The organism is Bradyrhizobium sp. 141 (assembly GCF_023074055.1).
Lineage (GTDB): Bacteria > Pseudomonadota > Alphaproteobacteria > Rhizobiales > Xanthobacteraceae > Bradyrhizobium.
On sequence record NZ_JADPKR010000064.1, the window covers coordinates 97,525 to 120,030 of the forward strand.

Below are 22,506 nucleotides of genomic sequence, written 5' to 3' on the forward strand. Positions count from 1 at the left end.
CCTAACCCAGAGTCTCGACCAGGCGGTGCAGCGCCTGCGCCGTGGTCTCGCCATCCTGCACCAGCGCGAGGCGAATGTAGCCCGCGCCGGGATTGAATCCGTCAGGCTGCTGCCGCGCCAAAAAGCTGCCGGGCACCACACGCACGCCTGCTTCCCTGAAGAGTTTCAGGCACACCGACACGTCGTCGCCGATCGCGGACGTGTTGAGCCAGACGCAGAAGCCGGCATCGGGCCGGCGATAGCCATAGCGATTGCCGATGATCTGGTCGGCGAGATCGAACTTGATCCGGTAGAGCCGGCGGTTCTCCTCGACATGCGCTTCGTCGCCATAGGCAAAGGTCGCAACGTGCTGGAGCGGCACCGGCACCTGCGGCGCTGCGATGTTGCGCAGCTCCAGGAACATCCCGATGAATCTCTTGTCGCCGGCGGCGAAACCGACGCGCAGGCCCGGCAGGTTCGAGCGCTTCGACAGCGACTGGAACGCGGCCACGCGGGTGAAGTCGGGGCCGGCGCATTCGAGCGCGCTGCCTGGCGCTTCCCGGGTGTAGATCTCCGAATAGCACTCGTCACTGAGGATCATGAAGCCGTAGCGATCGGCGAGGCCCTTGAGGCGCGCGAAATAATCGCGCGAGGCGACCGAGCCCTGCGGATTGGCGGGCGAGGCCAGATAGAACGCTACGGTGCGCGCCAGCGTCGCCTCGTCGATGGCGTCGAGATCGGGCAGGAAGCCGTTTTCCACCGTGGTCGGCAGATGGACCGGCTCGCAGGCCGCAGCCAAGGCGCCAGCGCCATAGACCGGATAGAACGGGTTCGGCATCAGGATCGCGGGTTTGCCGGGACGCGGGCCGACGTAGCGCTTTGCTGCGATCGCGGCGAGGAACAGCCCCTCGCGGCTGCCATTGAGGACGAGAATCTCGCCTTTGGGGTCGAGCGGCCGCGGCAGCTTGAATCGTGACGACAGCCAGGTGCTTGCTGCCTGACGGAACGGGTCGGTTCCCTGGTTCATCGGGTAGCGGCCGAAATCGGCGATGTGCTTGGCCAGCACCGGGCCGACGAAATCAGGCACGGGATGCTGCGGTTCGCCGACCGCGAGCGAAATCAAGGGCTTGCCGGGCTGATGCGGCGCCAGCAGCTCGTTCAGCCGGACGAAGGGCGAGCGTTCGGTGTCTAGGCTTCCACCGGCCTGCGGCGCGCGGGATGAAGCGGTCATGACCATTCTGGGCGCCAGCACTCTTGGAACAGCCGGTCGCGCGAAGGCCCCGGCGGGAAGCGGTTCAGTTCACCATAGATAGGGCGAGGTTAAGACGCGATTAACCATCGGCCGGCGCCTCCGTCCAGAGCAGGAATATTGAGGCCGGATAACAACGGGATGGCGGGCTACACGGCCGGGCTGGTTCCTCCACCTCTCCCGCTTGCGGGAGAGGTCGGCGCGCCCCGGGCGATGCGATGCATCGTCCCGGCGCCGGGTGAGGGTTCTCTCCACACAGGGACTGTCCCGATGTTGAAGCACCCTCTCCCCTGCCCTCCCCGTAAGCGGAGGAGGAGCGCACCGTCCGGCCTCAGCGCCCCGGCAGCTTCTCGAACGTCTTCATGCCCGCCGGGATCGTGTGAAATTCCTGGATATCGCAGGTGTAGATCGCCATCTGCGGATGGAACTGTTTTGGCTCGTCCAGCGTGCCGACTTTCAGGATCGCCGCCGGCAGGCCCGGAGCTTTGGTCAGGAGATGGGTGCCGCACTCGGCGCAGAATTCGCGCGTGACGGCGCGTTCGAGGTCCTTGCGGGTGAACTGCTTGGGCTGACCCTTGGTGTAGCTGAAGCCGGCCGCCGGCATCGCGATGAAGGTGTTGGGCGCGCCGCCCGTGATGTACTGGCACTCGCGGCAATGACACTGGGCCTGCATCATCGGATCGCCTTCGGCTTTGTAGCGCACTTCGCCGCAATAGCATCCGCCTTCCAAACGCATGACGACCTCCCGATTCTTGTTTCTTGTGGTCGATAGTTCTGCGCCGGTGGCGCGGAATGGCAATCCCTTTCTTCGGTACCAAATCAGAAAAGCGCCCTGCCAAAAGAAAGGGGCTCCAGCGTGCGCTGGAGCCCCTCAACGGTCAGGGCATTGCCGGGTATGTGCCCGAACCGTAGTTCTGGGCGCGATCTCCGGGGAGACCGCGCCCGGGAGGAGACTTACATGTTGTAGGCGCGCTCGGTGTGCTCGGTGATATCGAGGCCTTCACGCTCGCTCTCGACATTGGTGCGCAGACCAACGATCACGTCGACGACCTTGTAGAGGATCGCCGAACCGATGCCCGACCACACCAGCGTGGTGCCAACGCCCCAGATCTGGGACAGCATCTGCGCTGCAAAGTCGTAGTCGGCGGCCTTCGGCGGGATCGCGGTGTAGTCCATGACGCCGGCGCCGCCGAGGGCGGGGTTGACGAGAATGCCGGTGCCGATGGCGCCGACGATGCCGCCAATGCAATGCACGCCGAACACGTCGAGGGAGTCGTCATAGCCGAGCGCGTTCTTCACGACTGTGCAGAAGAACAGGCAGACCACGCCGACGACGAGTCCGAGGACGATCGCGCCCATCACGCCGGAATAGCCGGCCGCAGGGGTGACCGCCACGAGGCCCGCGACAGCGCCGGAGATGACGCCGAGCACCGATGGATGGCCCTTGATGATCCACTCCGCGAACATCCACGACAGCGCGGCGGCTGCGGTGGCGACGAAGGAGTTGGTCATGGCGAGCGCTGCGCCGCCGTTGGCTTCGAGGTTGGAGCCGGCGTTGAAGCCGAACCAGCCGACCCAGAGCAGCGAGGCGCCGATCATCGACATGGTCAGCGAGTGCGGGGCCATCAGCTCCTTGCCGTAACCGACGCGCTTGCCGATCAGGAGAGCGCCGACGAGGCCTGCGATGCCGGCGTTGATGTGCACCACCGTGCCGCCGGCGAAGTCGATCGCGCCCTTCTTGAAGATCCAGCCGGCGTCGGCGTTGATCTCGTCGAGCTTGGCCTGCGCCGCGGTCTTCGCCGCCGCGTCAGTGGCAGCAGCGAGCGCCTTGGCTGCGTCCTGGATCAGGTCCGGACCCTGCCAGTACCAGACCATGTGCGCGATCGGGAAATAGATCAGCGTGACCCAGAGCGGGACGAACAGCGCGATCGCCGCGAATTTCATGCGCTCGGCAAAAGCGCCGACGATGAGCGCGGGCGTGATCGCCGCGAAGGTCATCTGGAAGCAGACATAGATGAGCTCCGAGATGTTGGCGTCGACCGAGAAGGTCGCGGCCTTCGTATCGGTGGTGACGCCCATCATGAAGGCCTTGGAGAAGCCGCCGATGAAGTCGGAGCCGCCGGTGAAGGTGAGGCTGTAGCCGTACACGGCCCAGATCACGGTGACGACGCAGACGGTGTAGAACACCTGCATCAGGACGGAGAGCATGTTCTTGGAACGGACGAGACCGCCATAGAACAGCGCGAGGCCGGGGATCGTCATCAACAGCACCAGCACTGTCGATGTCAGCATCCAGGCGTTGTCTCCCTTGTTGACCGTTGGCTCGGCGTAGGCTGCGGTCGCAGCGAACAGGCCGACTGCGAGAGCCGCCAATCCCGCGCCATAGGGACGCTTGAACGTCATATTATTCACTCCTGATTGGATAAGGTTGAGCGCGAAATCAAAGGGCCGCGGCATCGGCCTCGCCGGTGCGGATGCGCACCGCGTGGTCGAGGTTGATGACGAAGATCTTGCCGTCGCCGATCTGCCCGGTTTTCGCGGCGGACGTGATGGCGTCGATGGTCTTGTCGACCTGGTCGGAGGCGACAGCGACCTCGATCTTGATCTTGGGCAGGAAGCTCACGGCATATTCGGCGCCGCGATAGATTTCCGTATGGCCCTTCTGGCGGCCATATCCCTTGACTTCCGTCACCGTGAGACCGTGAACGCCGATGGCGGTCAGGGCGTCACGGACTTCTTCCAGCTTGAATGGCTTGATAATCGCCATAACAATTTTCATGGGTCCTATCCCCGCTTGGGCCCGGTCCGGACATGGCCGGGCGTTCTCGACTGGTTCGCCACGAGGGAGAAAGTTCACTACGCGGGCACAGCCGAGACCCTTAGAATCAAATGCCGTGCCAGATCAGGCGCGTTGCCTAACGGACTATGAAGACGGGGCTTTTCGCGTTTCACGGACATGGCCGTGCGGTGCGCTATTCCGTCGCGCCCAAAACGTGGTCAGGCCTGCTTAAAACGCGAGCACGACAGGCTGCCGACACAATGTTGCTCATGCGTCGGGCAGCGGAGAGGTAATTACGTAGCGCCGGCGCTTTATTGCAAGGCTTCGCCGTGCTGCGAAATATCGAGCCCCTCGAGCTCGTGCTCACGGGATACGCGCAGGGGCACGAACAGGCCGACCAGCTTGAGCAGGACGAAGCTCACGCCTGCCGACCAGACGAAGGTGACGGCGACGCCATAGAACTGGATCAGCAGCTGCTGCGGATGGTTCTCGAACAGGCCGGCGGTGCCGCCGATGGCGCTGGTTGCGAACGCGCCGGCGAGCAGGGTCCCGGTCAGGCCGCCGATGCCGTGGACGCCGAACACGTCGAGCGAATCGTCGTAGTTGAAGCGGTGCTTCAGCCAGGTGCAGGCCCAATAGCAAACTGCACCTGCGATGATGCCGATGACGATGCCGTGCCAGGGCGCCACGAATCCGGAGGCCGGCGTGATGGTACCGAGACCGGCCACCGCGCCGGAGATCATGCCGAGCACCGAGGGCTTGCGCCGGGTCGACCATTCGATCGCGCCCCAGGTCAATGCGCCGGCGCAAGCGGCAAGATGGGTGGCGATGATCGCCATCACCGCGCGTGAATTGGCCGCGCCCGCCGAGCCGCCGTTGAAGCCGAACCAGCCGACCCACAACAGGCCAGTGCCCATCACCGCGAGGGACAGATCGAACGGCGAGAGATTTTCGGTGCCGTAGCCGTGGCGGCGTCCCATCACCTTCGCCGCAATGAGGCCGCTGGTGCCGGCTGACAGGTGCACCACGAGGCCGCCGGCGAAATCCAGCACGCCCATGCTGTTGAGGAAGCCGCCGCCCCACACCCAATGCGCCAGCGGAATGTAGACGAAGATGAACCAGGCGACGGAGAACAGGAGATAGGCGGAGAACCGCATCCGGTCGGCGACTGAGCCCGCGACCAGCGCCACCGTGATGATGGCGAACGTCATCTGGTACAGCATGAACAGCGCTTCCGGGATGGTCTTCGCCGCCGGATTGACGCTGTCCATGGTCATGCCGGCGAGAAACCAGCGGTCGAGCGTGCCGATCCACGGGCCGTCGCCGACGAAGCAGAGCGAATAGCCGAACGCGACCCAGAGAATGGAGATCAGCGTCACCGCAGCAAGGCTCTGCGCCATTGTGGCGAGCACGTTCTTCTTGCGCACCATGCCGGAATAGAACAGCGCGAGCCCCGGGATCGTCATCATCAGCACCAGCGCGGTGGCGACGATCATCCAGGCGGTGTCGGCGGGGTTGATCTCGGAGCCTGCGGCGTGCGCCGACGATGTCGTGATCGACGCAAACCCGATCGGCGCAGCGATACACGCCGCGCGGCGCAACAATCCCGCCATCTCGTTTCCCCCAGCATAGAAATTACGTCGCACGCTGTGGCGTCGTTGCCCGGTGCGATCGAAGGTTTGTTAGAGTTAGAGCGCGTCGCTGTCGGTTTCGCCGGTGCGGATGCGCAGCGCGTGGTCGATCGGCGTGACGAAGATCTTGCCGTCGCCAATCTGCCCGGTGCGCGCGGAGGCGGTGATCACATCCACGGCCTTGTCGGCGATGTCGGAGGCGACCGCGATCTCGATGCGCAGCTTGGGCAGGAAGTTCACGACATATTCGGCGCCGCGATAGATCTCGGTGTGGCCCTTCTGGCGGCCATAGCCCTTCACCTCGGTCACGGTCATGCCGTGGACGCCGATCGCCGTCAGGGCCTGGCGGACCTCGTCAAGCTTGAAGGGTTTGATGATCGCGACGACGAGTTTCATGGTCAGGCCTATTCCCCAGGATGCGCCGCGCCGTATGTCCCCGGCGCTGCGTCAATCTGGCATCTTTCCGGGCAAATGGCATAAAAAACTTGCAGGTTGAAGCGGAAAAACGTTTGGCCATGTGAACGGGCGCCTCTGTACAGGGCAGCCGTTCATCCTTCACAATGCATTTTTGGCATGGATGCGGTGAACCCAAGCATCCGGGCCGGTACATAAGTATGTTCGAGGGGGACGGTACATGGCGAGTTGGTTCTACGCATCCGAGGGCAAGCAGCAGGGGCCGTTTCCGGAGGGGCAGTTTCGCGACCTCGTCGCCCAAGGCGTCGTGCGCCCGGACACCCTGGTCTGGACCGAGGGCATGGCCGGCTGGCAGAAGGCGGCCGAAATCCCCGGCCTGGTCGGGGGTGGCGGCGCGCCGCCGATGATGCCGGCGGGCGGCCCGCCGATGATGGGCGGAAGCGGCTACGGCGGCGCCGGCGGCTACGCTGCGGCCGGCAGCGGAGGATCGCTGGCGGTCGATTTCGGCGTCCTCGAGTTCACCTGGCGCAGCATCGTCCTGATGATCGGAATGATCTTCGTCATCCCGGCGCCGTGGGCGTTCGTTTGGTACACGAAATGGATCGTGTCCTGCGTGAAGGTCCCGGGCCGGCCGAACCTCAGCTTCAGCGGCAACGCGATGACGCTGGTGCCCTGGTATTTCGGCTTCATCGTTCTGGCGATCGCGATCGCCTTCATCGGCAGCCAGATCCTGAGCAATTTGCTGTTCATCGTGCAGATCGTTCTCTACTGGCTCCTGATCAAATGGTTGGTCGCGAACCTCGCCTCCAACGGGCAGCCGCTGGGCTTGAGCTTCACGGGCTCGATCTGGGCCTATATCGGCTGGAGCCTGCTGTTTGCGATCTCGATCATCACCATCATCGGTTGGGCCTGGGTCGCCGCGGCCCAGATGCGCTGGTTCTGCCGCAGCATCGAAGGCACGCGGCGCGAGATCGTCTTCAAGGGCAGTGGTCTTGGAATCCTGTGGCGCGGCATCGTCGCCGCGATCCTGTGCAGCCTGATCATCCCGATTCCGTGGGTGTATCGCTGGATCATGAACTGGTTCGCATCGGAGACCGTGCTGGCTCCGCGCGGATCCCTTGGTGCATGATCCGGAAAGCCTCGAACGCGACACTTCGCGTTTGAGGTGATTATCCCTTCCGCTCGCGCACGGAGCCTTCCTGCGCGACGGAAGCGACCAGCGTGCCGTCCGGCTTGAAGATCGAGCCGCGGGTGAGGCCGCGGCCGCCTCGCGCGCTCGGCGAGTCCTGCGCGTAGAGCAGCCATTCGTCGGCGCGGAAGGGGCGGTGAAACCACATCGCGTGGTCGAGGCTCGCGGGCATCATGCGCTTGTCGAACAGCGTGCGGCCATAGCGCGCCATGATCGCGTCCAGCAGCGAGAAGTCGGAGGCGTAGGCGAGCGCGCACATGTGCAGCGCCGGGTCGTCCGGCAGCGTCGCCGCGGTCTTGATCCAGACATGGATGCGGCCGTCGTCGATCTTCTGGCCGAAGTAACGGCCGAGCTCGACCGGGCGCAGCTCGATCGGGCGATCGGATTCATAGTAGCGGCGGATGAAGTCCGGCATCTCCCGGAACATCGGCTGCTTCGCCACCTCCTCCGCCGTGAGTTTTTCCGGCGGCGGCACGTCAGGCATCCTGTCCTGATGGTCGAATGCGCTCTCCTCGTCAGCATGGAACGACACCATGATCGAGAAGATCGCGTTGCCGTGCTGGATCGCCGTGACGCGACGCGTCGAGTAGCTCTTGCCGTCGCGCAGGCGCTCGACCTGGTAGATGATCGGGATCTGCGGATCGCCCGGCAGGACGAAATAGCAATGCAGCGAATGCGGCAGCCGGCCCTCGACCGTGCGGCAGGCCGCAACCATCGCCTGCCCGATCACCTGACCGCCGAACACCCGCTGCCAGCTCGTCTTCGGGCTGTTGCCGCGGAACAGATTCACCTCCAGCTGTTCGAGGTCGAGGATCGAAATGAGGTCGATCAGGCTTTTGGACATGATGGTGCTTTCGCATTGTCGTCATTCCGGGGCGATGCGGAGCATCGAACCCGGAATCTAGAGCCGGTAACCTCTGGATTCCGGGTTCGCGCTTTGCGCGCCCCGGAATGACAGGAAGGAGCGCCCTTGTTTCACCGCACTGTTTCGCCCACCTCAAGTCTGCTAGCAAGACCAGGATTTGACCGGGAATTTGAGTATGTCGGTACAGGGTAGCATTGTCATTGGTGGCGGCGCATTTGCAGGGCTGGGGCTGGCGCTGGCACTGCGACAGGGGCTCGGGCCCGAGATTCCCGTCATCGTCGCCGATCCCGCGCTCGGCACGCGCCCGAGCCGCGACCCCCGAGCGACCGCGATTGTGGCCGCCTGCCGCCGCCTGTTCGAGGCGATCGGCGCCTGGGATGACGTCAGGGGCGAGGCGCAGCCGATCCTCGACATGGTCGTCACCGATTCCAAGCTGGAGGACGCCACCCGTCCGGTGTTCCTCAATTTTGCCGGCGATGTCGCGCCGGGCGAGCCCTTTGCACATATGGTCGAGAACCGCCGCCTGATCGATGCGCTGGTGGTGCGTGCCGAAGCCGAGGGCATCGACCTCCGCGCCACCGCGGTGACCTCCTACGACGCGCGTTCCGAAGGCATCGATGTGACGCTCGGTGACGGCAGCGTCGTCGCGGCAAGTCTCCTGGTCGCCGCCGACGGTGCAAGGTCGAAGCTGCGTGAGCGCGCCGGCATCGCGACCCATGGCTGGGAGTATGACCAATCCGGCATCGTCGTCACCGTCGGCCATGAGCGCGATCACGAGGGCCGCGCCGAAGAACATTTCCTGCCGGCGGGCCCATTCGCGATCCTGCCGCTCTCGGGAAGACGCTCGTCACTGGTGTGGACCGAGCGCCGAGCCGAGGCCGCGCGCATCGTTGCGCTCAGCGACGAGGAATTTCACGCCGAGCTCGAGCAGCGTTTTGGCCTGCATCTCGGCGAGGTCAAGGCGCTCGACAAGCCGCGCGCGTTTCCGCTGTCCTATTTCGTCGCGCGCTCCTTCATCGCCACCCGACTCGCGCTGGTCGGCGATGCCGCCCATGTCATCCACCCCATTGCGGGCCAGGGCCTCAACATGGGCCTGAAGGATGTCGCGGCGCTGGCCGAAGTCGTCGTCGATGCTGCGCGGCTCGGCATGGATATCGGCGGGGCCGACGTGCTCGAACGCTACCAGCGCTGGCGCCGCTTCGACACCATGGCGATGGGCGTTGCCACCAACTCGCTGAACTTCCTGTTCTCGAACCAGTCGACGCTGCTGCGTACCGTCCGCGACATTGGACTGGGTCTCGTCGACCGCGCCCCGCCGTTGAAGAACCTCTTCATCCGCCAGGCGGCTGGATTGACGGGCGAAGTGCCGCGGCTGTTGAAGGGCGAGGCGTTGTAGCGCGCGGCATCTTCGTAGCCCGGATGATGCGAAGCGCAATCCGGGGCGGCTGTATCGTCACCGCAAGGATTCCCGGATTTCGCTGCGCTCCATCCGGGCTACAAGGTTCTCAATCGATCTTGCGCGCCTCTTCCGGCAGCATGATCGGGATGCCGTCCCGGATCGGATAAGCCAGCTTGGCGCTGCGCGAGATCAGTTCCTGCTTTGCAGCATCGAACTCCAGCGGGCCCTTGGTCAGCGGGCAGACCAAAATCTCGAGCAATTTCGGATCGACGCTGGCTTCGGGACGGTCGGTGGGCGCGTTCATGGGGGTCTCCGGCAATCGGTTGCCTCTAGCACAGAAATTCGCGCCCGCCCATCACGGGGGCAAAGCGTTTTCCTGCGAAGTGGGAACCGGTTCGCGTCAAGAAAACGCGTCAGAACAAGAATCTACGCGGAGACCATCGTTAAGACCTCGTCGAGCAGGGCCTGGAGCCGTGCGGCCGGCACCGGCGCGCCTGACAGGGCGAAGCCGAGAAATGTCCAGTACAGGATCTGTGCGCGGGCCTGCGCGGTTGCCGGGGCGAGCGCGCGTTTTTCCAGCAGCCCCTCGATATAGTCGAGCCTGCGGCGATCGATTGCGCGCACTGCCCCTTGCGCCGCCGCATCGAAGGCCGCCCAATTGCGGACCGCGCGTTCGAGATCGAGCCGCGCGCCGAACGACCTGCGCAGCAGCGCCTTCAGTGGCTCACCGCTGGCGGCCTCGACGTCGGCGATGATCTGCTCGGCCGCGATCTCGCGCCAGCGCTTCAGCACGGCGGCGTGGAACGCGCCGAGATCGGTGAAATGCCAATAGAAGCTGCCGCGCGACACGCCCATGGCCTTTGCCAGCGGATCGGCCTTGAGCGCGGTGAAGCCATTTTTGGCGAGCGCCTTCAGACCTTCCCTGATCCAGTCGTCGGCGGAGAGCTGTTCGGTCATGTCAGGTTCCCAGGGCCTGACCATACACTAGTGTATTGACAGGTGGCCGGCCAGCGCCTATCTATCCATACAGCACTGTATGGACGAGAGAAGCGAGGGTCTGCTGATGCGTGATCTGCTGCTGCAATGTGCCGGCGTCGCCGGAATCGTGGTCGCCCTGATCCATGGCGTGCTGGGCGAAACCAAGGTGTTCGCCAAAGCGACCATCACCCCGGAACGCCTGCGCATGCTGATCCGGTTGGTCTGGCAGGCCGGTACGGTCGCCTGGATCGGCGGCGGCGTGCTCCTGCTTGCGGCACCCATGTTGGGATCGGACAGCGCGCGGCACTGGATCGTGGCGACCATCGTCGCCGTCTACGGCTTTGCCGCCATCGCCAACGCCTGGTGGTCGCGCGGACGCGGCTTTGGCTGGAAGGCTCTCACCGCCGTGGTCGCGCTGGCGGTCGCCGGATACTGAACCTGCCGATGCAATCCAAAGGACGTGCGTCAACAGGCGAGGTCAGCAGTCCATCCGGTCCGTGAGGCGTAAGGCCGCAGCGATCCCGCGAACGCCTGCTGCATACGGAGAGCCTTAATCTTTTCGGCGATCGTTAGAACAACTCTAAATCCAAATGGCCTCGTACCGGATTGACTTCACCATCACCTTTGCTTCCTTCAGTTCCGCTTCGCGGCTCGCGTAGCGCGCACGACAGAGGAGGAGACGTTCGTGAAGGTCATTCGTGTTGTTGCCATTGCACTGACGGTCGGGATGGGCATGGGGTCGGCGGCCATGGCCGACGGTTTCAAGGACTGCACCAAGCTCGACAAGGCGTCCTGGAAGCCGGCCAGCGAGGCTGAAGCCAAGGCCAAGGCGCTCGGTTATGAAGTGCGGCGCTCCAAGATCGAAGGCTCGTGCTACGAGGTCTACGGCGTCAAGGAAGGCAAGCTCTACGAGCTGTTCTACAGCCCCGAAGATCTCAGCCTGAAGCACACGATCGCCAAGTAATTCGGCAAGTGAATCGCCAAGTAGGTCGCCAAGTCGGTCGTGAAGTAGACTGCGCGACTTGATCTGCGCAAAGCAGGACTTGAGGATGGTCTTTGCTTGATTGAAGAAGCGATGCCAGAAGCGCGCGGGGTGTCCCACAGGACCCCCGCGGATCGATCCGCTTCGCGGACGGTCGCAGTCTGGGATCTCCCGCTGCGCCTCTGGCACTGGGCGCTCGCGGTCTGCGTTCTGGCCGCGTGGTTCACGCCGACCGTCTATGATCGGCTTCACCGCATCGTCGGCTATACGGTGCTCGGACTCCTGGCCTTCCGCCTCGTCTGGGGCTTTTGGGGAAGCCGCTATTCGCGCTTCCGCATGATCAGGGTCAGGCTCCGGGCCGCGCCAGGCTATCTCTGGAATTTGCGCCGCGGCATCACCGGCCGCTATATCGGACTCAATCCCGCCGGCACGTTGATGCTGGTGGCGCTGCTGGTCTCGCTCGCGGTCTCGACGATCACGGGTGCGATGTCGGTCACCGTCACCTTCTTCGGCGTCTGGTGGGTCGAGGACACCCACCATTATTCGTCGGACGCGGTCATCGTCCTGGTCGTGCTGCACGTGCTTGGCGTGCTGCTGATGGGGATTCTCCAGCGCGAGAATCTGATCCGCGCAATGCTCACCGGCCGCAAGCGCATTCGCAATCGCCCCTGAGCAGGATCAAGTTTGGTCCGAACCGATGTAGCGGCGGGCTCGCTCATCCGCGTAGTTTCACGGGAAGAGAACCCTTCGCCCGCACAGGGCTACCGCCAAATTCCGCATTTGAGACGTGATATTTACCTCCCGCTAGGCATGCAACCGAGAATTGCAGAAAATTAACGCGAAGAAAGCCGATAGAATCAATCGTCGAAGTTATTGACGAGGGAGGCGATTTCGATGTTCCGCGTTTTTACCTGCCTCACGGCAGAGCATGATTGGCGGCTTGTCATACTCGCTGGTCTGGTTTGCTTCGCTGCAAGCATTGTAGCCGTCAGCATCTTTCATCGGGCGATCGCCTCGCGCGCCTGGGCGCGACTGATCTGGATTGCAATCGCCGGCGCCGCCATCGGTTATGGAATCTGGGCCACGCATTTTGTCGCAATGCTCGCCTACGAGCCCGGCGTCTCAACCGGTTATGGCATCGCTCTGACGGCTCTGTCGCTCGCCGTGGCGATGATCCTGACGTCAGGCGGTTTTGGCGTTGCCGTCGGCAGCTCCGGCCGCTGGCGGGCGGCTGCCGGGGGCGGCATCATCGGGGCCGGTATTGCGAGCATGCACTATCTAGGCATGTGGGCCCTCGAAGTGCCCGGTCGCGTGATTTGGTCGCCGAAGCTGGTGTTCGTCTCGATCATCCTCGGCATGGTCCTGGGCTACGCCGCACTTGCGGTCGCCCTGGGCCGCAAGGACCGGTGGGGGACCTTCGTCGCGGCGCTGCTGCTGACGCTCGCCATCGTGTCGCATCATTTTACGGCTATGGGGGCTGTGCAGATTGTTCCAGACCCGACGCTGACAAGCGATGCCCTGTCGCTTTCTCCCGCCTTCCTCGCCGTGGCAATTGCAGGCGTGGCTCTGTCAGTGCTCGGAATGAGTTTTGTCGGCGCGCTGGCGGATCGCCGGCTCGCGACCAGGACCAGCCGTTTCGAGGAAATCATCAGCGAGCTTTCGCTCGCCAGGCAACAGGTGGAGGATTCGCAAAAGGAAATCGAGGACCAGAAGATCAGGCTCGACACGGCCATCAACAACATGGTCGAGGGCCTTTGCATGTTTGACGCCGAGAAGCGGCTCGTCGTCTGCAACGAGCGCTATGCCCTGCTCTATCGGCTGCCGCCGGAATTGCTGAAGACGGGGACACCGCACGCCGACATCATCAAGCATCGCGTCGTGAACGGCATCCTCAAGGGCGACACCAGCGAGGGCGCTGCCGGGCAATTCATCTCGAAACTGGCCGCTTTGCCGTACGATGCAGTCTCGAGCAGGATCGACGAGTTTTCGGATGGTCGGTTGATCGGCGTGACGCGACAGCCGATGCCCGGCGGTGGATGGGTCGCCACGCATCTCGATGTGACCGAGCAACGCCGGTCCGAGGCCAAGATCACTCATATGGCGCAGCACGATGCCTTGACCGATTTGCCAAATCGCGTGCTGCTCAGAGAGCGCATGGAGCATGCTATTGCAGTTACGCGCAACGGCGGCGTGGATCTGGCCGTGCTCATGCTCGACCTCGATCGGTTCAAGGAAGTCAACGACACGCTTGGACATCCGGCGGGCGACTCCCTGCTGCGCGCCGTTGCTGCGCGTCTGCGCGAATGCACCACGGAAACCGCGTTGATCGCTCGCCTGGGCGGCGATGAGTTCGCCGTGATCGATTACGTGACCAACCCGGCCGTGGAGGCCGCCGCCCTTGCCGAGAACATCAGGAAGGCGCTTTGCGAACCATTCGATCTCGGCGATCACCGGGTCACGGTGGGCACCAGCATCGGCATTGCCATCGCGCCGCGCGACGGCAATGATTCCGACGTGATCATGAAGAGCGCGGATCTCGCCCTCTACTCGGCCAAGAGTGGTGGACGCGGTGCATTCCGTTTCTTCGAGCCGGAGCTCGACGAGCTCATGCATGCGCGCCGCAACCTGGAGCGCGACATGCGGGATGCGCTTGCCGGCGGCCAATTCGAGCTCCACTACCAGCCGTTCGTCAGCGCCGCGACCGGCAAGACCAGTGGCTTCGAGGCCTTGCTCCGCTGGCATCATCCGCAGCGAGGCCTTGTCATGCCGGGCGAATTCATCCCGCTTGCGGAGGAGACCGGCTTGATCGTTCCGCTCGGAGAATGGGTCTTGAGGGCCGCCTGTGCGGAAGCCGCCAAATGGCCTGCGCATGTCAGGATCGCGATCAACCTGTCTCCCGCTCAGTTCAAGAGCAAGGAGCTTGTTGCGGTGATTGTCGACGCCTTGGCGAGTTCGGGAGTTGCGCCGCACAGGCTCGAGCTCGAGGTCACCGAGACGGTGATCATGCATGACAGCGAAGCTGTTTTCACCGTCCTCGGTCAATTGCGCGAGCTCGGTGTGCGAATCGCCCTGGACGATTTCGGCACGGGCTATTCATCGCTGAGCTTTCTGCAGAGGTTCTCGTTCGACAAGATCAAAATCGACCGCAGTTTCGTCAACGAACTCTCCAGCGCGAGGGCAGAGGCACACCATCTCGCGCGGGCAGTGGTTCGTTTCGCGGTCAGCCTCGGCAAGACCACGACCGCCGAAGGCGTCGAAACGAAGGAGCAGCTCGACATTCTTCGCGAAGAGGGGTGCGTCGAAACGCAAGGCTACTACTTCAGCCGGCCGATGCCTGCTTCCGACGTCGCCAGAATGCTGCGGCGAGGCGCCGGAGCAGTGGTCTGCGCGGCCTGAGAGTTCGGACCCTCACTGCAGCGGCGGATCGCCGCTGGTGCGCTTCTTGGCGAGGTCCATCTCCGTGACGGCGATCAGAATCTCGGCGCGGGTCTTCAGGTCAGGCGCCTCCAGCATGGCCTGCTTCTCCGCGGGGCCATAGGGCGACATCATCGCCAGCGCATTGACGAGTGCTTCGTTGGGCGCGCTTTCGACGCCTTCCCAGTCGACCTTGAGATTATTGGCCTTCAGAAAGTCTGCCAGTACGGCCAGCAGCGCCTCGCGGTCGACCTGGTCCTCGCCCGTGCGGGCGGTGAAGTCGTCGACGAAGGCGAAGAAATCCACCTTGCACTGCCGGTAGGCGGTGAGCACTTCGAGCTCCTCGACCACCTTGAAGCGCGAGACGCCGGTGAGCTCGAGGATGTAGCGGCCGTCGCCGGATTCGGCGAGCTGGGTGATGCGGCCGACGCAGCCGACGCGGAACAGCGTCGGCTTGTCGGAATTTTTCGGCGAGTGCGCGATGTCAGGCTGGATCATGCCGATCAGGCGATGGCCGTCGCGGAAGGAATCGTCGACCATCGCAAGGTAGCGCGGCTCGAAGATGTTGAGCGGCATCTGGCCGCGGGGCAGCAGCAGCGCGCCCGGCAGCGGAAACACCGGAATGATCTCCGGGAGGTCGGCGGGCCCGCGATATTCGATGTTGATCGGCATCTGCCCGGTCCCCCTGGCGTTGCCAGCACGCCGTTACGAAAACAGGATCGTCGACAAACGCTTGCGTCCCTCGACGGTTGCATCATCCGTGCCGCCCCAGGCCTCGAAGAACTGCACCAGCTGCTTGCGGGCGCCGTCCTCGTTCCATTTGCGGTCGCGCTTGACGATCTCGAGCAGCTGCGCGGTGGCCGCGGCGCGGTCGCCCTGCGCATTGAGCGCGGTCGCCAGGTCGAATCGGGCCTGATGATCGAGCGGGTTTGCGGCGACTTTCTGTTCCAGCTCCGCGACCGGCCCGAGCGATTGGGCCTGCTCGGCGAGATCGATCGCGGTCTGCACGGCCTTCACCGCGGGATCGTTGCGCTTGGATTCCGGCACCATGGCCAGCGTCTGCTTGGCCTGCTCCATCGCGCCGGAGACGGCGTAGCATTTTGCGAGCCCGGCAAGCGCCGAGATGTTGGTCGAATCGTGCTGAAGCACCTCCGCATAGATCTGCGCGGCGGCTGCGGCGTCACCCTCGGCGAGCACGGCCTCGGCCTCTTGCAGGATTTCAGCGATATTTGGCTCACCCGGCGCGGTCATGCCCTTGGTCAGCTTTTCGATGAAGGCATTGAGCTGGCTCTCGGGCACCGCGCCCATGAAACCGTCGGCAGGCTGGCCGTTGACGAAGGCGATCACGGCCGGGATCGACTGGATGCCCATCTGGCCGGGGATCGCGGGGTGCTGGTCGATGTTCATCTTGACCAGCTTGACCTTGCCCTTGGCCGCCTTGACCGCCTTTTCCAGCAAGGGAGTGAGCTGCTTGCACGGGCCGCACCACTCCGCCCAGAAATCGATCAGCACCGGCTGGCGCTTCGATTCCTCGATGACGTCCTTCACGAAGGTCTGGGTGGTGGTGTCCTTGATCAGGTCGGCCGCAGCCGGGCCCGCCGCTCCGTTACCCTGGTCGATGATCGTCACGGGATCCCCTCGTCTGATGTCCGGAATGGCGGGTCTTTAGCATGCCGCCGCTTCCTATGCTTCGCTGTCGGCTCCTAAATTGGGCCGATTGGGCCGAATTTCAATCCACCGCGACCGATTCGGCAGTTCCGGCGCCTTTTTGGGTGATTTGGTCGCATTAGGGGCCCATATGGGGCCTCCAAATGCGAATTGATGCCGCCGGTAGCTGTTGCATTCCCCTCCCGCTTTTGGCATACGACAGCCGTTGCCGGCGCGTCACGCGACCGACACAGGATGCGGGTGTAGCTCAGTGGTAGAGCACGACCTTGCCAAGGTCGGGGTCGAGGGTTCGAGCCCCTTCGCCCGCTCCAATTTTTTCCAGAGCATCCAGAACGAGTTGGCTAACCCCGCCGGGGCGAGTCGCTGCACCGATTTGGGTGCGGGTCGTGCAGGGCTGTTTGAAGCCCCAGGACTGGAATGGCGCCAATCCGGAGTTCAGGACGATTGTCCCGACTATACAGCGCGAAGAAGGTCTTTGGTCTTTTCCAGCGCCACGTTCGCGATCCGCGTATATGGGTCTTTGATTGAGAGCTGATTGATCACTGCGCTCACGAAGTCAGGATTTAGTTTGCTGATTGCAGACAGCGTGCTTGCGACTCTATCGCGATAGCTGGCGAGTTCCTTGATGATAGTTTCCGAGTGTTTTTCGCTGCCGGCTGCAATGTCAAATATGTCGCGCGGCGCGATGCTCTCGCCCCGGTAATAGACTTTCTTCGCAATGATCTCCGGGATTGTCTCTAGGAGCACCACTTCGCCTTCGACTGTAGCTTGTGTCGTCGGCGAGGAAGTTAGTGAGGGTGCGACGATAAAATCGATCTCGCCAAACTGGAACCCGAGCTTTAGGAGCCGTACGCCATCTCCCCTGTAATCAGCAGGCCCAACCTCGAAATCGAAGTCACGCTTTTGGGGATCGAGGAACGGAAGAACTTGAGGATCCGGGAGAAATATATCGATATCGTGGCTTATCCGATGATCGATTTGCAGCATCATCGCTGTGCCGCCGCCGAACGTCCAACGATCGATGATTTGCTGTTCGGCGTTGACTTGCCGGATCATTGCACAGGCAATGCGGAAAAGTTGCGCCCAATCTGATTGAGCGCTCATTTGTTACGCCGCGAGCGGAAAGGATTGTCCCGAAAATTCGGCAAACGCCTTTGCTGCGGCAACCAGTTGATCGTGGCTGATGCCGTATGTTTCAGCGAACGCGATTTGCAGTTCGGGTTCGACATCCCCAAAAAACGACGACATGGGACCGCAGGCCGCCTGCGCCGAAGAAGGGTCCAGCAGACAACGGACAAGCTCCTGTGCGTCTAGCTTTTTGCTATACGGCGCATTCACAGTCGATAGAACTAGGAGGGGACTCTTCATCTGGGTCACTGTCTGGATACCCGGTCAATATAGGATCGACTTGGGAGGGATCCACATTCCTCCCAACGGTTCTCGTAGTCAATTTGTTCTTTTTCCGTTCGGTCTAATGGGCAGATTCAATGCTGACTCTGGTCACCGGCAGTGCCGGCCATCTCGGTGAAGCCATTCTCCGCACCCTGCGCGGGCGCTGCTCTCCCGCGCGCGGGGTCGATCTGAAGCCATCGCCCTTCACCGACGCGGTCGGCTCGATCGTCGATCCCGGCTTCGTGCGGCGCCAGATGGATGGCGTCAGTGCCGTGATCCACACCGCGACGCTGCACAAGCCGCATGTGGCGACCCACTCCAAGCAAGATTTCGTCGATACCAACGTCACCGGCACGCTCAATCTGCTCGAGGCGGCAGTGGCCGCCGGCGTGACGAGCGTCGTCTTCACCAGCACCACCAGCGCGTTCGGCTCGCAGCTTCGCCCCGAGGCGGGACAGGCGGCCGTGTGGGTCACCGAGGATTTGTCGCCGGTGCCGAAGAACGTCTACGGCACGACCAAGCTGATGGCTGAGACCCTGTGCGAGTTGTTCTATCGCGAGCGCGCCCTGCCGGTCGTCGTCTTGCGGACCTCGCGTTTCTTTCCTGAAGACGACGACGATCAGGCGATGCGCTCGGCCCACACGCTAGAGAATGCACAGGCCAACGAGCTGCTCTATCGCCGGCTGGATATCGCGGACGCGGTGAGCGCCCACCTGCTTGCCGTCGAACGCGCCCCGAAGATCGGGTTTGGCCGCTACATCGTCTCCGCCACAAGCCCGTTCGAGCCGCGTCATCTCGCGGCGCTGGCGCGCGATGCGGCCGGTGTCGTGCGCGAGCTCTATCCGGATTGCGCGCGGCTCTATGCGGCGCGCGGCTGGCGGCTCTTCTCCGAGATCGACCGGGTCTATGTCAACGAGCGCGCGCGGCGTGAGCTCGGCTGGCGGCCTGAATTCGACTTCGGGCATGTGCTGAGCTGCGTTCGCGATGGCCGCGATTTCCGCAGCCCGCTGGCCCGCGAGGTCGGCTCGAAAGGCTATCATGACGCGGTGTTTGACGACGGACCTTACCCCGTCGCCGGTTGAGCGCCGCGTTTGCTAATTTGCTCGACAGGTCAAATGCCTGTCCGGCGTCACCGCAAGCAGCGCGGCTTGTGCCGTTCTACTTTGCATGGGGTTGTTTTCGCGTTTTGTGGTGCCCGCTCCTCGTGCCTGCCCGCAAATGAGGCGCCCGCCGTTTTGATTCCGCGTTGCAGCGAGAGCGCCGCCGCGTTTGCCCTCGTTGACATTCCGTCTCAATTTTTGCGCAGCGCAACCGCTGCGCACGCGATGCCCTTCTCAGCGCTCGCAGATGTGCTAGCCTTTTTGCGTCTGCTTCTCGGCAGACCCCAAACTTCGCCTCTCGACTAGCAAAATAGAATAAATCGCAGCCCTGACGGCTGCCTTAGGGGAGTGACGCGATGACATCGATGTTCCATCGATCCGTGTTGGCGCTTGCAGCCGTGGCCCTTCTTGCGGGGACCAGCGCGGGCTATGCGCAAGACAAAAGCAAGCCGCTGAAGAAATACGAATCCGGTACCAAGGAGTTCTGGACCCATCCGCCGGATGACTGGTTCCTCGGCGACGAGACCGAGGCGCAGAAGGGTCTCGCGCCGCCTTCGGGCCCGCCGACCGGCGCGTCCGATGCTGAGCTCGCCAACATCGTCAAGAAGATCAAGCTGCCGGCGGGGTTCAAGATCGAGGTCTATGCCTCGGGCGTGCTGGCCGCGCGGCAGATGGCCTGGGGTGACAAGGGCACGCTGTTCGTCGGCTCGTTCGGCCTCGGCAACGTCTATGCCATCAAGGACAACAACGGAAAGAAGGAGGTCAAGACGGTCCTCAAGGGCCTGAACATGCCCACCGGTCTCGCCTTTAGGGACGGCGCGCTCTACGTCATCGCCGTCGACAAGCTGATCCGCTACGACAATGCCGAGGCCAATCTCGACAAGCTCGGCGACGGCAAGGTCGTCTATGACGACATGCCATCCTATGCCGCGCATGGCTGGAAATACATCGCGGTCGACAAGGAAGGCTGGTTCTTCCTCCCGTTCGGACCTCCCTTCAACATCGGCGTTCCGCCGACCAGCGTGTCGCAGATCCGGCGCGTCGATCCCAAGACCGGCAACGCCGAAATCTGGGCGCTCGGCGTTCGCAACTCCGTCGGCGGCGACGTCGATCCGCGCACCGGCAAGCTCTGGTTCACCGAGAATGCCCGCGACTGGATCAGCGATGATCTGCCCTCAGACAAGCTGAACATGATCAACAGGATCGGCGAGCATTTCGGCTATCCCTACTGCCACCAGGGCAACCTGCCGGACGACAAGTTCGCCATGGGCCACAAGTGCTCCGAGTTCACGCCGCCGGTGCTGAATCTCGGCGCGCATGTCGCTCCGCTCGGCATGAAGTTCTACACCGGCAACCAATTCCCGGCCGAGTACAAGAATAACATCCTGATCGCCGAGCACGGCTCCTGGAATCGTCACAAGTACCAGGGCGCGCGCATCATGCGGGTGATCGCCGGGCCCGACGGCAAGAACGCCAAGCAGGAGGTGTTCGCCTCCGGCTGGCTCGAGGGTGACCAAGGCTATCTCGGCCGTCCCAACGACATCCTGCTCGACAAGGACGGCTCGATCCTCGTCGCCGACGACTGGGCCGGCGCGATCTACCGCATCAGCTACAGCAAGAAGTAGCGCCACTTAACGAAGAGGCTGCGAGCGGGCGACCGACGCAGCCTCTTTCATTTCAAAGCCAACGCGTCGTTCCGGATTGCGCGCCAGCGCAAGTCCGGAACCCATAACCCTGGATCGTGGTTATGGATTCTCAGATGCGCAATTGCGCATCGTAGCTCGTGCTCGGCACGCCCCGGAATGACGGGCTGGATAGATCGGAATCCCAATCATGCGTCGGCAGTTCATCTCGTACGCAATCAGCACGATTGCGCTCCTGGGGCTCGGAGCCCTTCCGGCAGGCGCTGCCGACAATTCCGCGATCAAGGAGAAGGCTTCGGTCTGTTCCGGGTGTCACGGCGAGAACGGCATTTCGCAGACGGAGAACGTCCCCTCGCTCGCCGGTCAGCCCGATCAGTTCACCCAGTGGCAGCTCGTGTTCTTCCGCGCAGGCTCGCGCAAGAACGACCAGATGCAGCCGATCGTCGAGGAGATCACCAACGAGGACATCCGCAATTTCGGCGCCTATTTCTCGCAAATGACGCCGCCGAAGGGACCGGAAGACGGGGATCCGGACCTGTCGAAGAAGGGTGCGCAAGTTGCCGCCGGGCGCCGCTGCGCCTCATGCCATACCGATAGCTTCGCCGGCACCAAGGGAGTTGCGCGACTGGCCGGCCAGCGCGAGGAATATCTGGTCAAGGCGCTGCACGACTACAAGGCGGGCCAGCGCGTCGGCGGTGGCGTCGCCGCGATGGCCGATGTCGCCTATCATATGAGCGACGAGGAAATCACGGCCGTCTCGCACTATCTCGCGCATCTGAAATAGGGCTGAGCTGTTACGGCGGTGTGTGAGGCGCCTACCCCACCCGCTGCTTCTCATACGCCTTCAAATGCGTGTAGGCGATGCGTAGCTTCGGCACCGGCACCTTGGCAGCGTCAGCGCGCGCGATGAGATCACCGATGACGTGATCGGCCTCGACCGGCAGGCCCGCCTTGATGTCGCGGAACATCGAGGCAGTCATCGGTGACCCCTCGGTGGTGAGCAGACCCTTGACGCGCTCGAAGAACGGCCCGCCCGGCGTATAGCCCGACGCGGCGGCGATCGCGCTGGTCTCATCCAGCATGCCGAGCAGGAAATCCCTGCCACCGGGGGCGGCAAGAATGTTGCCGACGGAGGTGCGCATCAGGCTTGTTGACGCCGCGAGCGAAGAAAGGAACACCCACTTCTCCCACATGTCCTGCATGATGTTCTGGCTGGCGGTGGCGCCATTGATGCCGCTCTTGAAGGCCTCGTCGATCGCCTTGATGCGATCCGACAGCTTGCCGTCGCGCTCGCCGTAATTGATCGACTGCATCGGCTGCAGCTGCACCACCTCGCGCTTGTCGTTCAAGGTCGCGGCGATGGCGCAGAGGCCGCCGAGCACGCGCTCCTTGCCGAATTTCTGGTCGAGCGTGTCGAGATGCTTCATGCCGTTGAGCATCGGGATGATCGCCGTATCAGGCCCGACCGCCGCGGCAAACGATTTGATGGCGTCGTCGAGGTCGAACGCCTTGCAGCTGAGCAGCACGACGTCGAATTTGTCCTTGAGCGTGTCGGCCTGAACGGTCGGCGGATTTTGCAAAGTCACATCGCCATTCGGACTCTTGATGACGAGGCCGGCGCTCGCGAGTTCGCTGGCGCGGCGTGGCCGGACCAGGAAGGTGACGTCGCGGCCGGCTTGCAACAGCCTGCCACCAAAATAGCCGCCGATGGCGCCGGCGCCGACCACGAGGATACGCATGCGATATTCCTTTTCGTTGCTTTGGCGGTCCATCTATAGTCGTCATTACGAGCGAAGCGAAGCAATCCAGAATGCCGCCGCGATC

At 63.2% G+C, this 22,506-nt stretch carries 23 protein-coding genes and 1 tRNA gene; 10 read left to right on the forward strand and 14 right to left on the reverse strand.

Translation table 11 applies throughout. From position 1 onward, the window contains the following. Position 1 precedes the first annotated feature (1 nt). From IVA81_RS18605 to IVA81_RS18630, 6 genes are all read right to left on the reverse strand, one after another. A complete protein-coding gene (locus IVA81_RS18605; protein WP_247320659.1) occupies positions 2-1,216 on the reverse strand; it encodes an aminotransferase class I/II-fold pyridoxal phosphate-dependent enzyme in 1,215 nt (404 codons plus the stop codon). A gap of 343 nt (positions 1,217-1,559) precedes the next feature. Further along, complete coding sequence (locus IVA81_RS18610; RefSeq protein WP_247320661.1) at positions 1,560-1,964, reverse strand: GFA family protein; 405 nt, start codon at positions 1,962-1,964, stop codon at positions 1,560-1,562. A gap of 218 nt (positions 1,965-2,182) precedes the next feature. Further along, positions 2,183-3,631: an ammonium transporter gene (locus tag IVA81_RS18615; protein WP_247320663.1), complete on the reverse strand. Its 1,449-nt coding sequence runs from the start codon at positions 3,629-3,631 to the stop codon at positions 2,183-2,185. 37 nt (positions 3,632-3,668) lie between these two features. Then, positions 3,669-4,007, reverse strand: a complete 339-nt coding sequence (locus IVA81_RS18620) for a P-II family nitrogen regulator (RefSeq protein WP_008142813.1) — start codon at positions 4,005-4,007, stop codon at positions 3,669-3,671. A 311-nt stretch (positions 4,008-4,318) separates the two neighbouring features. Beyond that, on the reverse strand, positions 4,319-5,620 hold the full coding sequence (locus tag IVA81_RS18625; RefSeq protein WP_247320665.1) for an ammonium transporter: 1,302 nt from the start codon (positions 5,618-5,620) through the stop codon (positions 4,319-4,321). A gap of 75 nt (positions 5,621-5,695) precedes the next feature. Further along, positions 5,696-6,034: a P-II family nitrogen regulator gene (locus tag IVA81_RS18630; RefSeq protein WP_247320667.1), complete on the reverse strand. Its 339-nt coding sequence runs from the start codon at positions 6,032-6,034 to the stop codon at positions 5,696-5,698. A 238-nt stretch (positions 6,035-6,272) separates the two neighbouring features. Here IVA81_RS18630 and IVA81_RS18635 point away from each other — a divergent pair, with 238 nt between their 5' ends. Further along, positions 6,273-7,181, forward strand: a complete 909-nt coding sequence (locus tag IVA81_RS18635; RefSeq protein WP_247320669.1) for a DUF4339 domain-containing protein — start codon at positions 6,273-6,275, stop codon at positions 7,179-7,181. Positions 7,182-7,221: 40 nt separating this feature from the next. Here IVA81_RS18635 and tesB read toward each other — a convergent pair whose 3' ends face one another. Then, complete coding sequence (tesB, locus tag IVA81_RS18640) at positions 7,222-8,085, reverse strand: acyl-CoA thioesterase II (RefSeq protein WP_247320671.1); 864 nt, start codon at positions 8,083-8,085, stop codon at positions 7,222-7,224. A 196-nt stretch (positions 8,086-8,281) separates the two neighbouring features. Here tesB and IVA81_RS18645 point away from each other — a divergent pair, with 196 nt between their 5' ends. After that, the gene (locus tag IVA81_RS18645; RefSeq protein WP_247320674.1) at positions 8,282-9,502 is read left to right on the forward strand and encodes a ubiquinone biosynthesis hydroxylase; all 1,221 of its coding nucleotides are present in this window, start codon (positions 8,282-8,284) and stop codon (positions 9,500-9,502) included. A 109-nt stretch (positions 9,503-9,611) separates the two neighbouring features. Here the strand turns inward: IVA81_RS18645 and IVA81_RS18650 are convergent, their stop codons facing one another. Further along, positions 9,612-9,809 (reverse strand): Trm112 family protein, encoded by a 198-nt coding sequence (locus IVA81_RS18650; RefSeq protein WP_246922246.1) that lies wholly within the window; start codon positions 9,807-9,809, stop codon positions 9,612-9,614. A 122-nt stretch (positions 9,810-9,931) separates the two neighbouring features. Beyond that, positions 9,932-10,462 (reverse strand): TetR/AcrR family transcriptional regulator, encoded by a 531-nt coding sequence (locus tag IVA81_RS18655; RefSeq protein ID WP_247320676.1) that lies wholly within the window; start codon positions 10,460-10,462, stop codon positions 9,932-9,934. Between the two features lie 106 nt (positions 10,463-10,568). Here IVA81_RS18655 and IVA81_RS18660 point away from each other — a divergent pair, with 106 nt between their 5' ends. From IVA81_RS18660 to IVA81_RS18675, 4 genes are all read left to right on the forward strand, one after another. Then, positions 10,569-10,919 carry a hypothetical protein gene (locus IVA81_RS18660; protein WP_246922241.1) on the forward strand — a complete coding sequence of 117 codons (351 nt, stop codon included), beginning with the start codon at positions 10,569-10,571 and terminating at the stop codon, positions 10,917-10,919. 249 nt (positions 10,920-11,168) lie between these two features. Beyond that, a complete protein-coding gene (locus IVA81_RS18665) occupies positions 11,169-11,447 on the forward strand; it encodes a PepSY domain-containing protein (protein ID WP_018323571.1) in 279 nt (92 codons plus the stop codon). A gap of 96 nt (positions 11,448-11,543) precedes the next feature. Further along, the gene (locus IVA81_RS18670) at positions 11,544-12,137 is read left to right on the forward strand and encodes a cytochrome b/b6 domain-containing protein (RefSeq protein ID WP_247320678.1); all 594 of its coding nucleotides are present in this window, start codon (positions 11,544-11,546) and stop codon (positions 12,135-12,137) included. A 222-nt stretch (positions 12,138-12,359) separates the two neighbouring features. Next, complete coding sequence (locus tag IVA81_RS18675; RefSeq protein ID WP_247320680.1) at positions 12,360-14,861, forward strand: EAL domain-containing protein; 2,502 nt, start codon at positions 12,360-12,362, stop codon at positions 14,859-14,861. Between the two features lie 12 nt (positions 14,862-14,873). Here IVA81_RS18675 and IVA81_RS18680 read toward each other — a convergent pair whose 3' ends face one another. After that, positions 14,874-15,551, reverse strand: coding sequence for an LON peptidase substrate-binding domain-containing protein (locus IVA81_RS18680; RefSeq protein WP_247320682.1), 678 nt, complete (start codon positions 15,549-15,551; stop codon positions 14,874-14,876). Between the two features lie 33 nt (positions 15,552-15,584). Further along, positions 15,585-16,508: a thioredoxin gene (gene trxA, locus IVA81_RS18685; RefSeq protein WP_247320684.1), complete on the reverse strand. Its 924-nt coding sequence runs from the start codon at positions 16,506-16,508 to the stop codon at positions 15,585-15,587. Positions 16,509-16,783: 275 nt separating this feature from the next. On the opposite strand from trxA, the gene IVA81_RS18690 reads away from it, so the two are divergent. Continuing rightward, a tRNA-Gly gene (locus IVA81_RS18690) sits at positions 16,784-16,858 on the forward strand. A 142-nt stretch (positions 16,859-17,000) separates the two neighbouring features. Here the strand turns inward: IVA81_RS18690 and IVA81_RS18695 are convergent. Continuing rightward, positions 17,001-17,651: a nucleotidyl transferase AbiEii/AbiGii toxin family protein gene (locus IVA81_RS18695; protein WP_247320686.1), complete on the reverse strand. Its 651-nt coding sequence runs from the start codon at positions 17,649-17,651 to the stop codon at positions 17,001-17,003. 3 nt (positions 17,652-17,654) lie between these two features. Further along, the gene (locus IVA81_RS18700; RefSeq protein ID WP_247320688.1) at positions 17,655-17,915 is read right to left on the reverse strand and encodes a hypothetical protein; all 261 of its coding nucleotides are present in this window, start codon (positions 17,913-17,915) and stop codon (positions 17,655-17,657) included. Positions 17,916-18,034: 119 nt separating this feature from the next. Between IVA81_RS18700 and IVA81_RS18705 the strand changes: the two genes are divergently transcribed. The 3 genes from IVA81_RS18705 to IVA81_RS18715 all read left to right on the forward strand — a co-directional run bounded on the left by IVA81_RS18705 (position 18,035) and on the right by IVA81_RS18715 (position 21,466). Continuing rightward, a complete protein-coding gene (locus tag IVA81_RS18705) occupies positions 18,035-19,021 on the forward strand; it encodes an NAD(P)-dependent oxidoreductase (RefSeq protein ID WP_247320703.1) in 987 nt (328 codons plus the stop codon). A gap of 374 nt (positions 19,022-19,395) precedes the next feature. Next, on the forward strand, positions 19,396-20,664 hold the full coding sequence (locus IVA81_RS18710) for a PQQ-dependent sugar dehydrogenase (protein WP_247320705.1): 1,269 nt from the start codon (positions 19,396-19,398) through the stop codon (positions 20,662-20,664). Between the two features lie 208 nt (positions 20,665-20,872). Continuing rightward, complete coding sequence (locus tag IVA81_RS18715) at positions 20,873-21,466, forward strand: c-type cytochrome (RefSeq protein ID WP_247320707.1); 594 nt, start codon at positions 20,873-20,875, stop codon at positions 21,464-21,466. Positions 21,467-21,497: 31 nt separating this feature from the next. Here IVA81_RS18715 and panE read toward each other — a convergent pair whose 3' ends face one another. Continuing rightward, the gene (gene panE, locus IVA81_RS18720; RefSeq protein ID WP_247320709.1) at positions 21,498-22,421 is read right to left on the reverse strand and encodes a 2-dehydropantoate 2-reductase; all 924 of its coding nucleotides are present in this window, start codon (positions 22,419-22,421) and stop codon (positions 21,498-21,500) included. Between the last annotated feature and the right edge of the window lie 85 nt (positions 22,422-22,506).

What these genes read in the sequence shown, in the direction of transcription:
- IVA81_RS18695 (WP_247320686.1), bottom strand. Translation starts at nt 17,651, where the DNA reads ATGAGCGCTCAATCAGATTGGGCGCAACTTTTCCGCATTGCCTGTGCA.
- IVA81_RS18655 (WP_247320676.1), bottom strand. Translation starts at nt 10,462, where the DNA reads ATGACCGAACAGCTCTCCGCCGACGACTGGATCAGGGAAGGTCTGAAG.
- IVA81_RS18660 (WP_246922241.1), top strand. Translation starts at nt 10,569, where the DNA reads ATGCGTGATCTGCTGCTGCAATGTGCCGGCGTCGCCGGAATCGTGGTC.
- IVA81_RS18710 (WP_247320705.1), top strand. Translation starts at nt 19,396, where the DNA reads ATGACATCGATGTTCCATCGATCCGTGTTGGCGCTTGCAGCCGTGGCC.
- panE (WP_247320709.1), bottom strand. Translation starts at nt 22,421, where the DNA reads ATGCGTATCCTCGTGGTCGGCGCCGGCGCCATCGGCGGCTATTTTGGT.
- IVA81_RS18680 (WP_247320682.1), bottom strand. Translation starts at nt 15,551, where the DNA reads ATGCCGATCAACATCGAATATCGCGGGCCCGCCGACCTCCCGGAGATC.
- IVA81_RS18700 (WP_247320688.1), bottom strand. Translation starts at nt 17,915, where the DNA reads ATGAAGAGTCCCCTCCTAGTTCTATCGACTGTGAATGCGCCGTATAGC.
- IVA81_RS18650 (WP_246922246.1), bottom strand. Translation starts at nt 9,809, where the DNA reads ATGAACGCGCCCACCGACCGTCCCGAAGCCAGCGTCGATCCGAAATTG.
- tesB (WP_247320671.1), bottom strand. Translation starts at nt 8,085, where the DNA reads ATGTCCAAAAGCCTGATCGACCTCATTTCGATCCTCGACCTCGAACAG.
- IVA81_RS18705 (WP_247320703.1), top strand. Translation starts at nt 18,035, where the DNA reads ATGCTGACTCTGGTCACCGGCAGTGCCGGCCATCTCGGTGAAGCCATT.
- IVA81_RS18605 (WP_247320659.1), bottom strand. Translation starts at nt 1,216, where the DNA reads ATGGTCATGACCGCTTCATCCCGCGCGCCGCAGGCCGGTGGAAGCCTA.
- IVA81_RS18620 (WP_008142813.1), bottom strand. Translation starts at nt 4,007, where the DNA reads ATGAAAATTGTTATGGCGATTATCAAGCCATTCAAGCTGGAAGAAGTC.
- IVA81_RS18675 (WP_247320680.1), top strand. Translation starts at nt 12,360, where the DNA reads ATGTTCCGCGTTTTTACCTGCCTCACGGCAGAGCATGATTGGCGGCTT.
- IVA81_RS18635 (WP_247320669.1), top strand. Translation starts at nt 6,273, where the DNA reads ATGGCGAGTTGGTTCTACGCATCCGAGGGCAAGCAGCAGGGGCCGTTT.
- IVA81_RS18625 (WP_247320665.1), bottom strand. Translation starts at nt 5,620, where the DNA reads ATGGCGGGATTGTTGCGCCGCGCGGCGTGTATCGCTGCGCCGATCGGG.
- IVA81_RS18615 (WP_247320663.1), bottom strand. Translation starts at nt 3,631, where the DNA reads ATGACGTTCAAGCGTCCCTATGGCGCGGGATTGGCGGCTCTCGCAGTC.
- IVA81_RS18610 (WP_247320661.1), bottom strand. Translation starts at nt 1,964, where the DNA reads ATGCGTTTGGAAGGCGGATGCTATTGCGGCGAAGTGCGCTACAAAGCC.
- IVA81_RS18645 (WP_247320674.1), top strand. Translation starts at nt 8,282, where the DNA reads ATGTCGGTACAGGGTAGCATTGTCATTGGTGGCGGCGCATTTGCAGGG.
- IVA81_RS18630 (WP_247320667.1), bottom strand. Translation starts at nt 6,034, where the DNA reads ATGAAACTCGTCGTCGCGATCATCAAACCCTTCAAGCTTGACGAGGTC.
- IVA81_RS18715 (WP_247320707.1), top strand. Translation starts at nt 20,873, where the DNA reads ATGCGTCGGCAGTTCATCTCGTACGCAATCAGCACGATTGCGCTCCTG.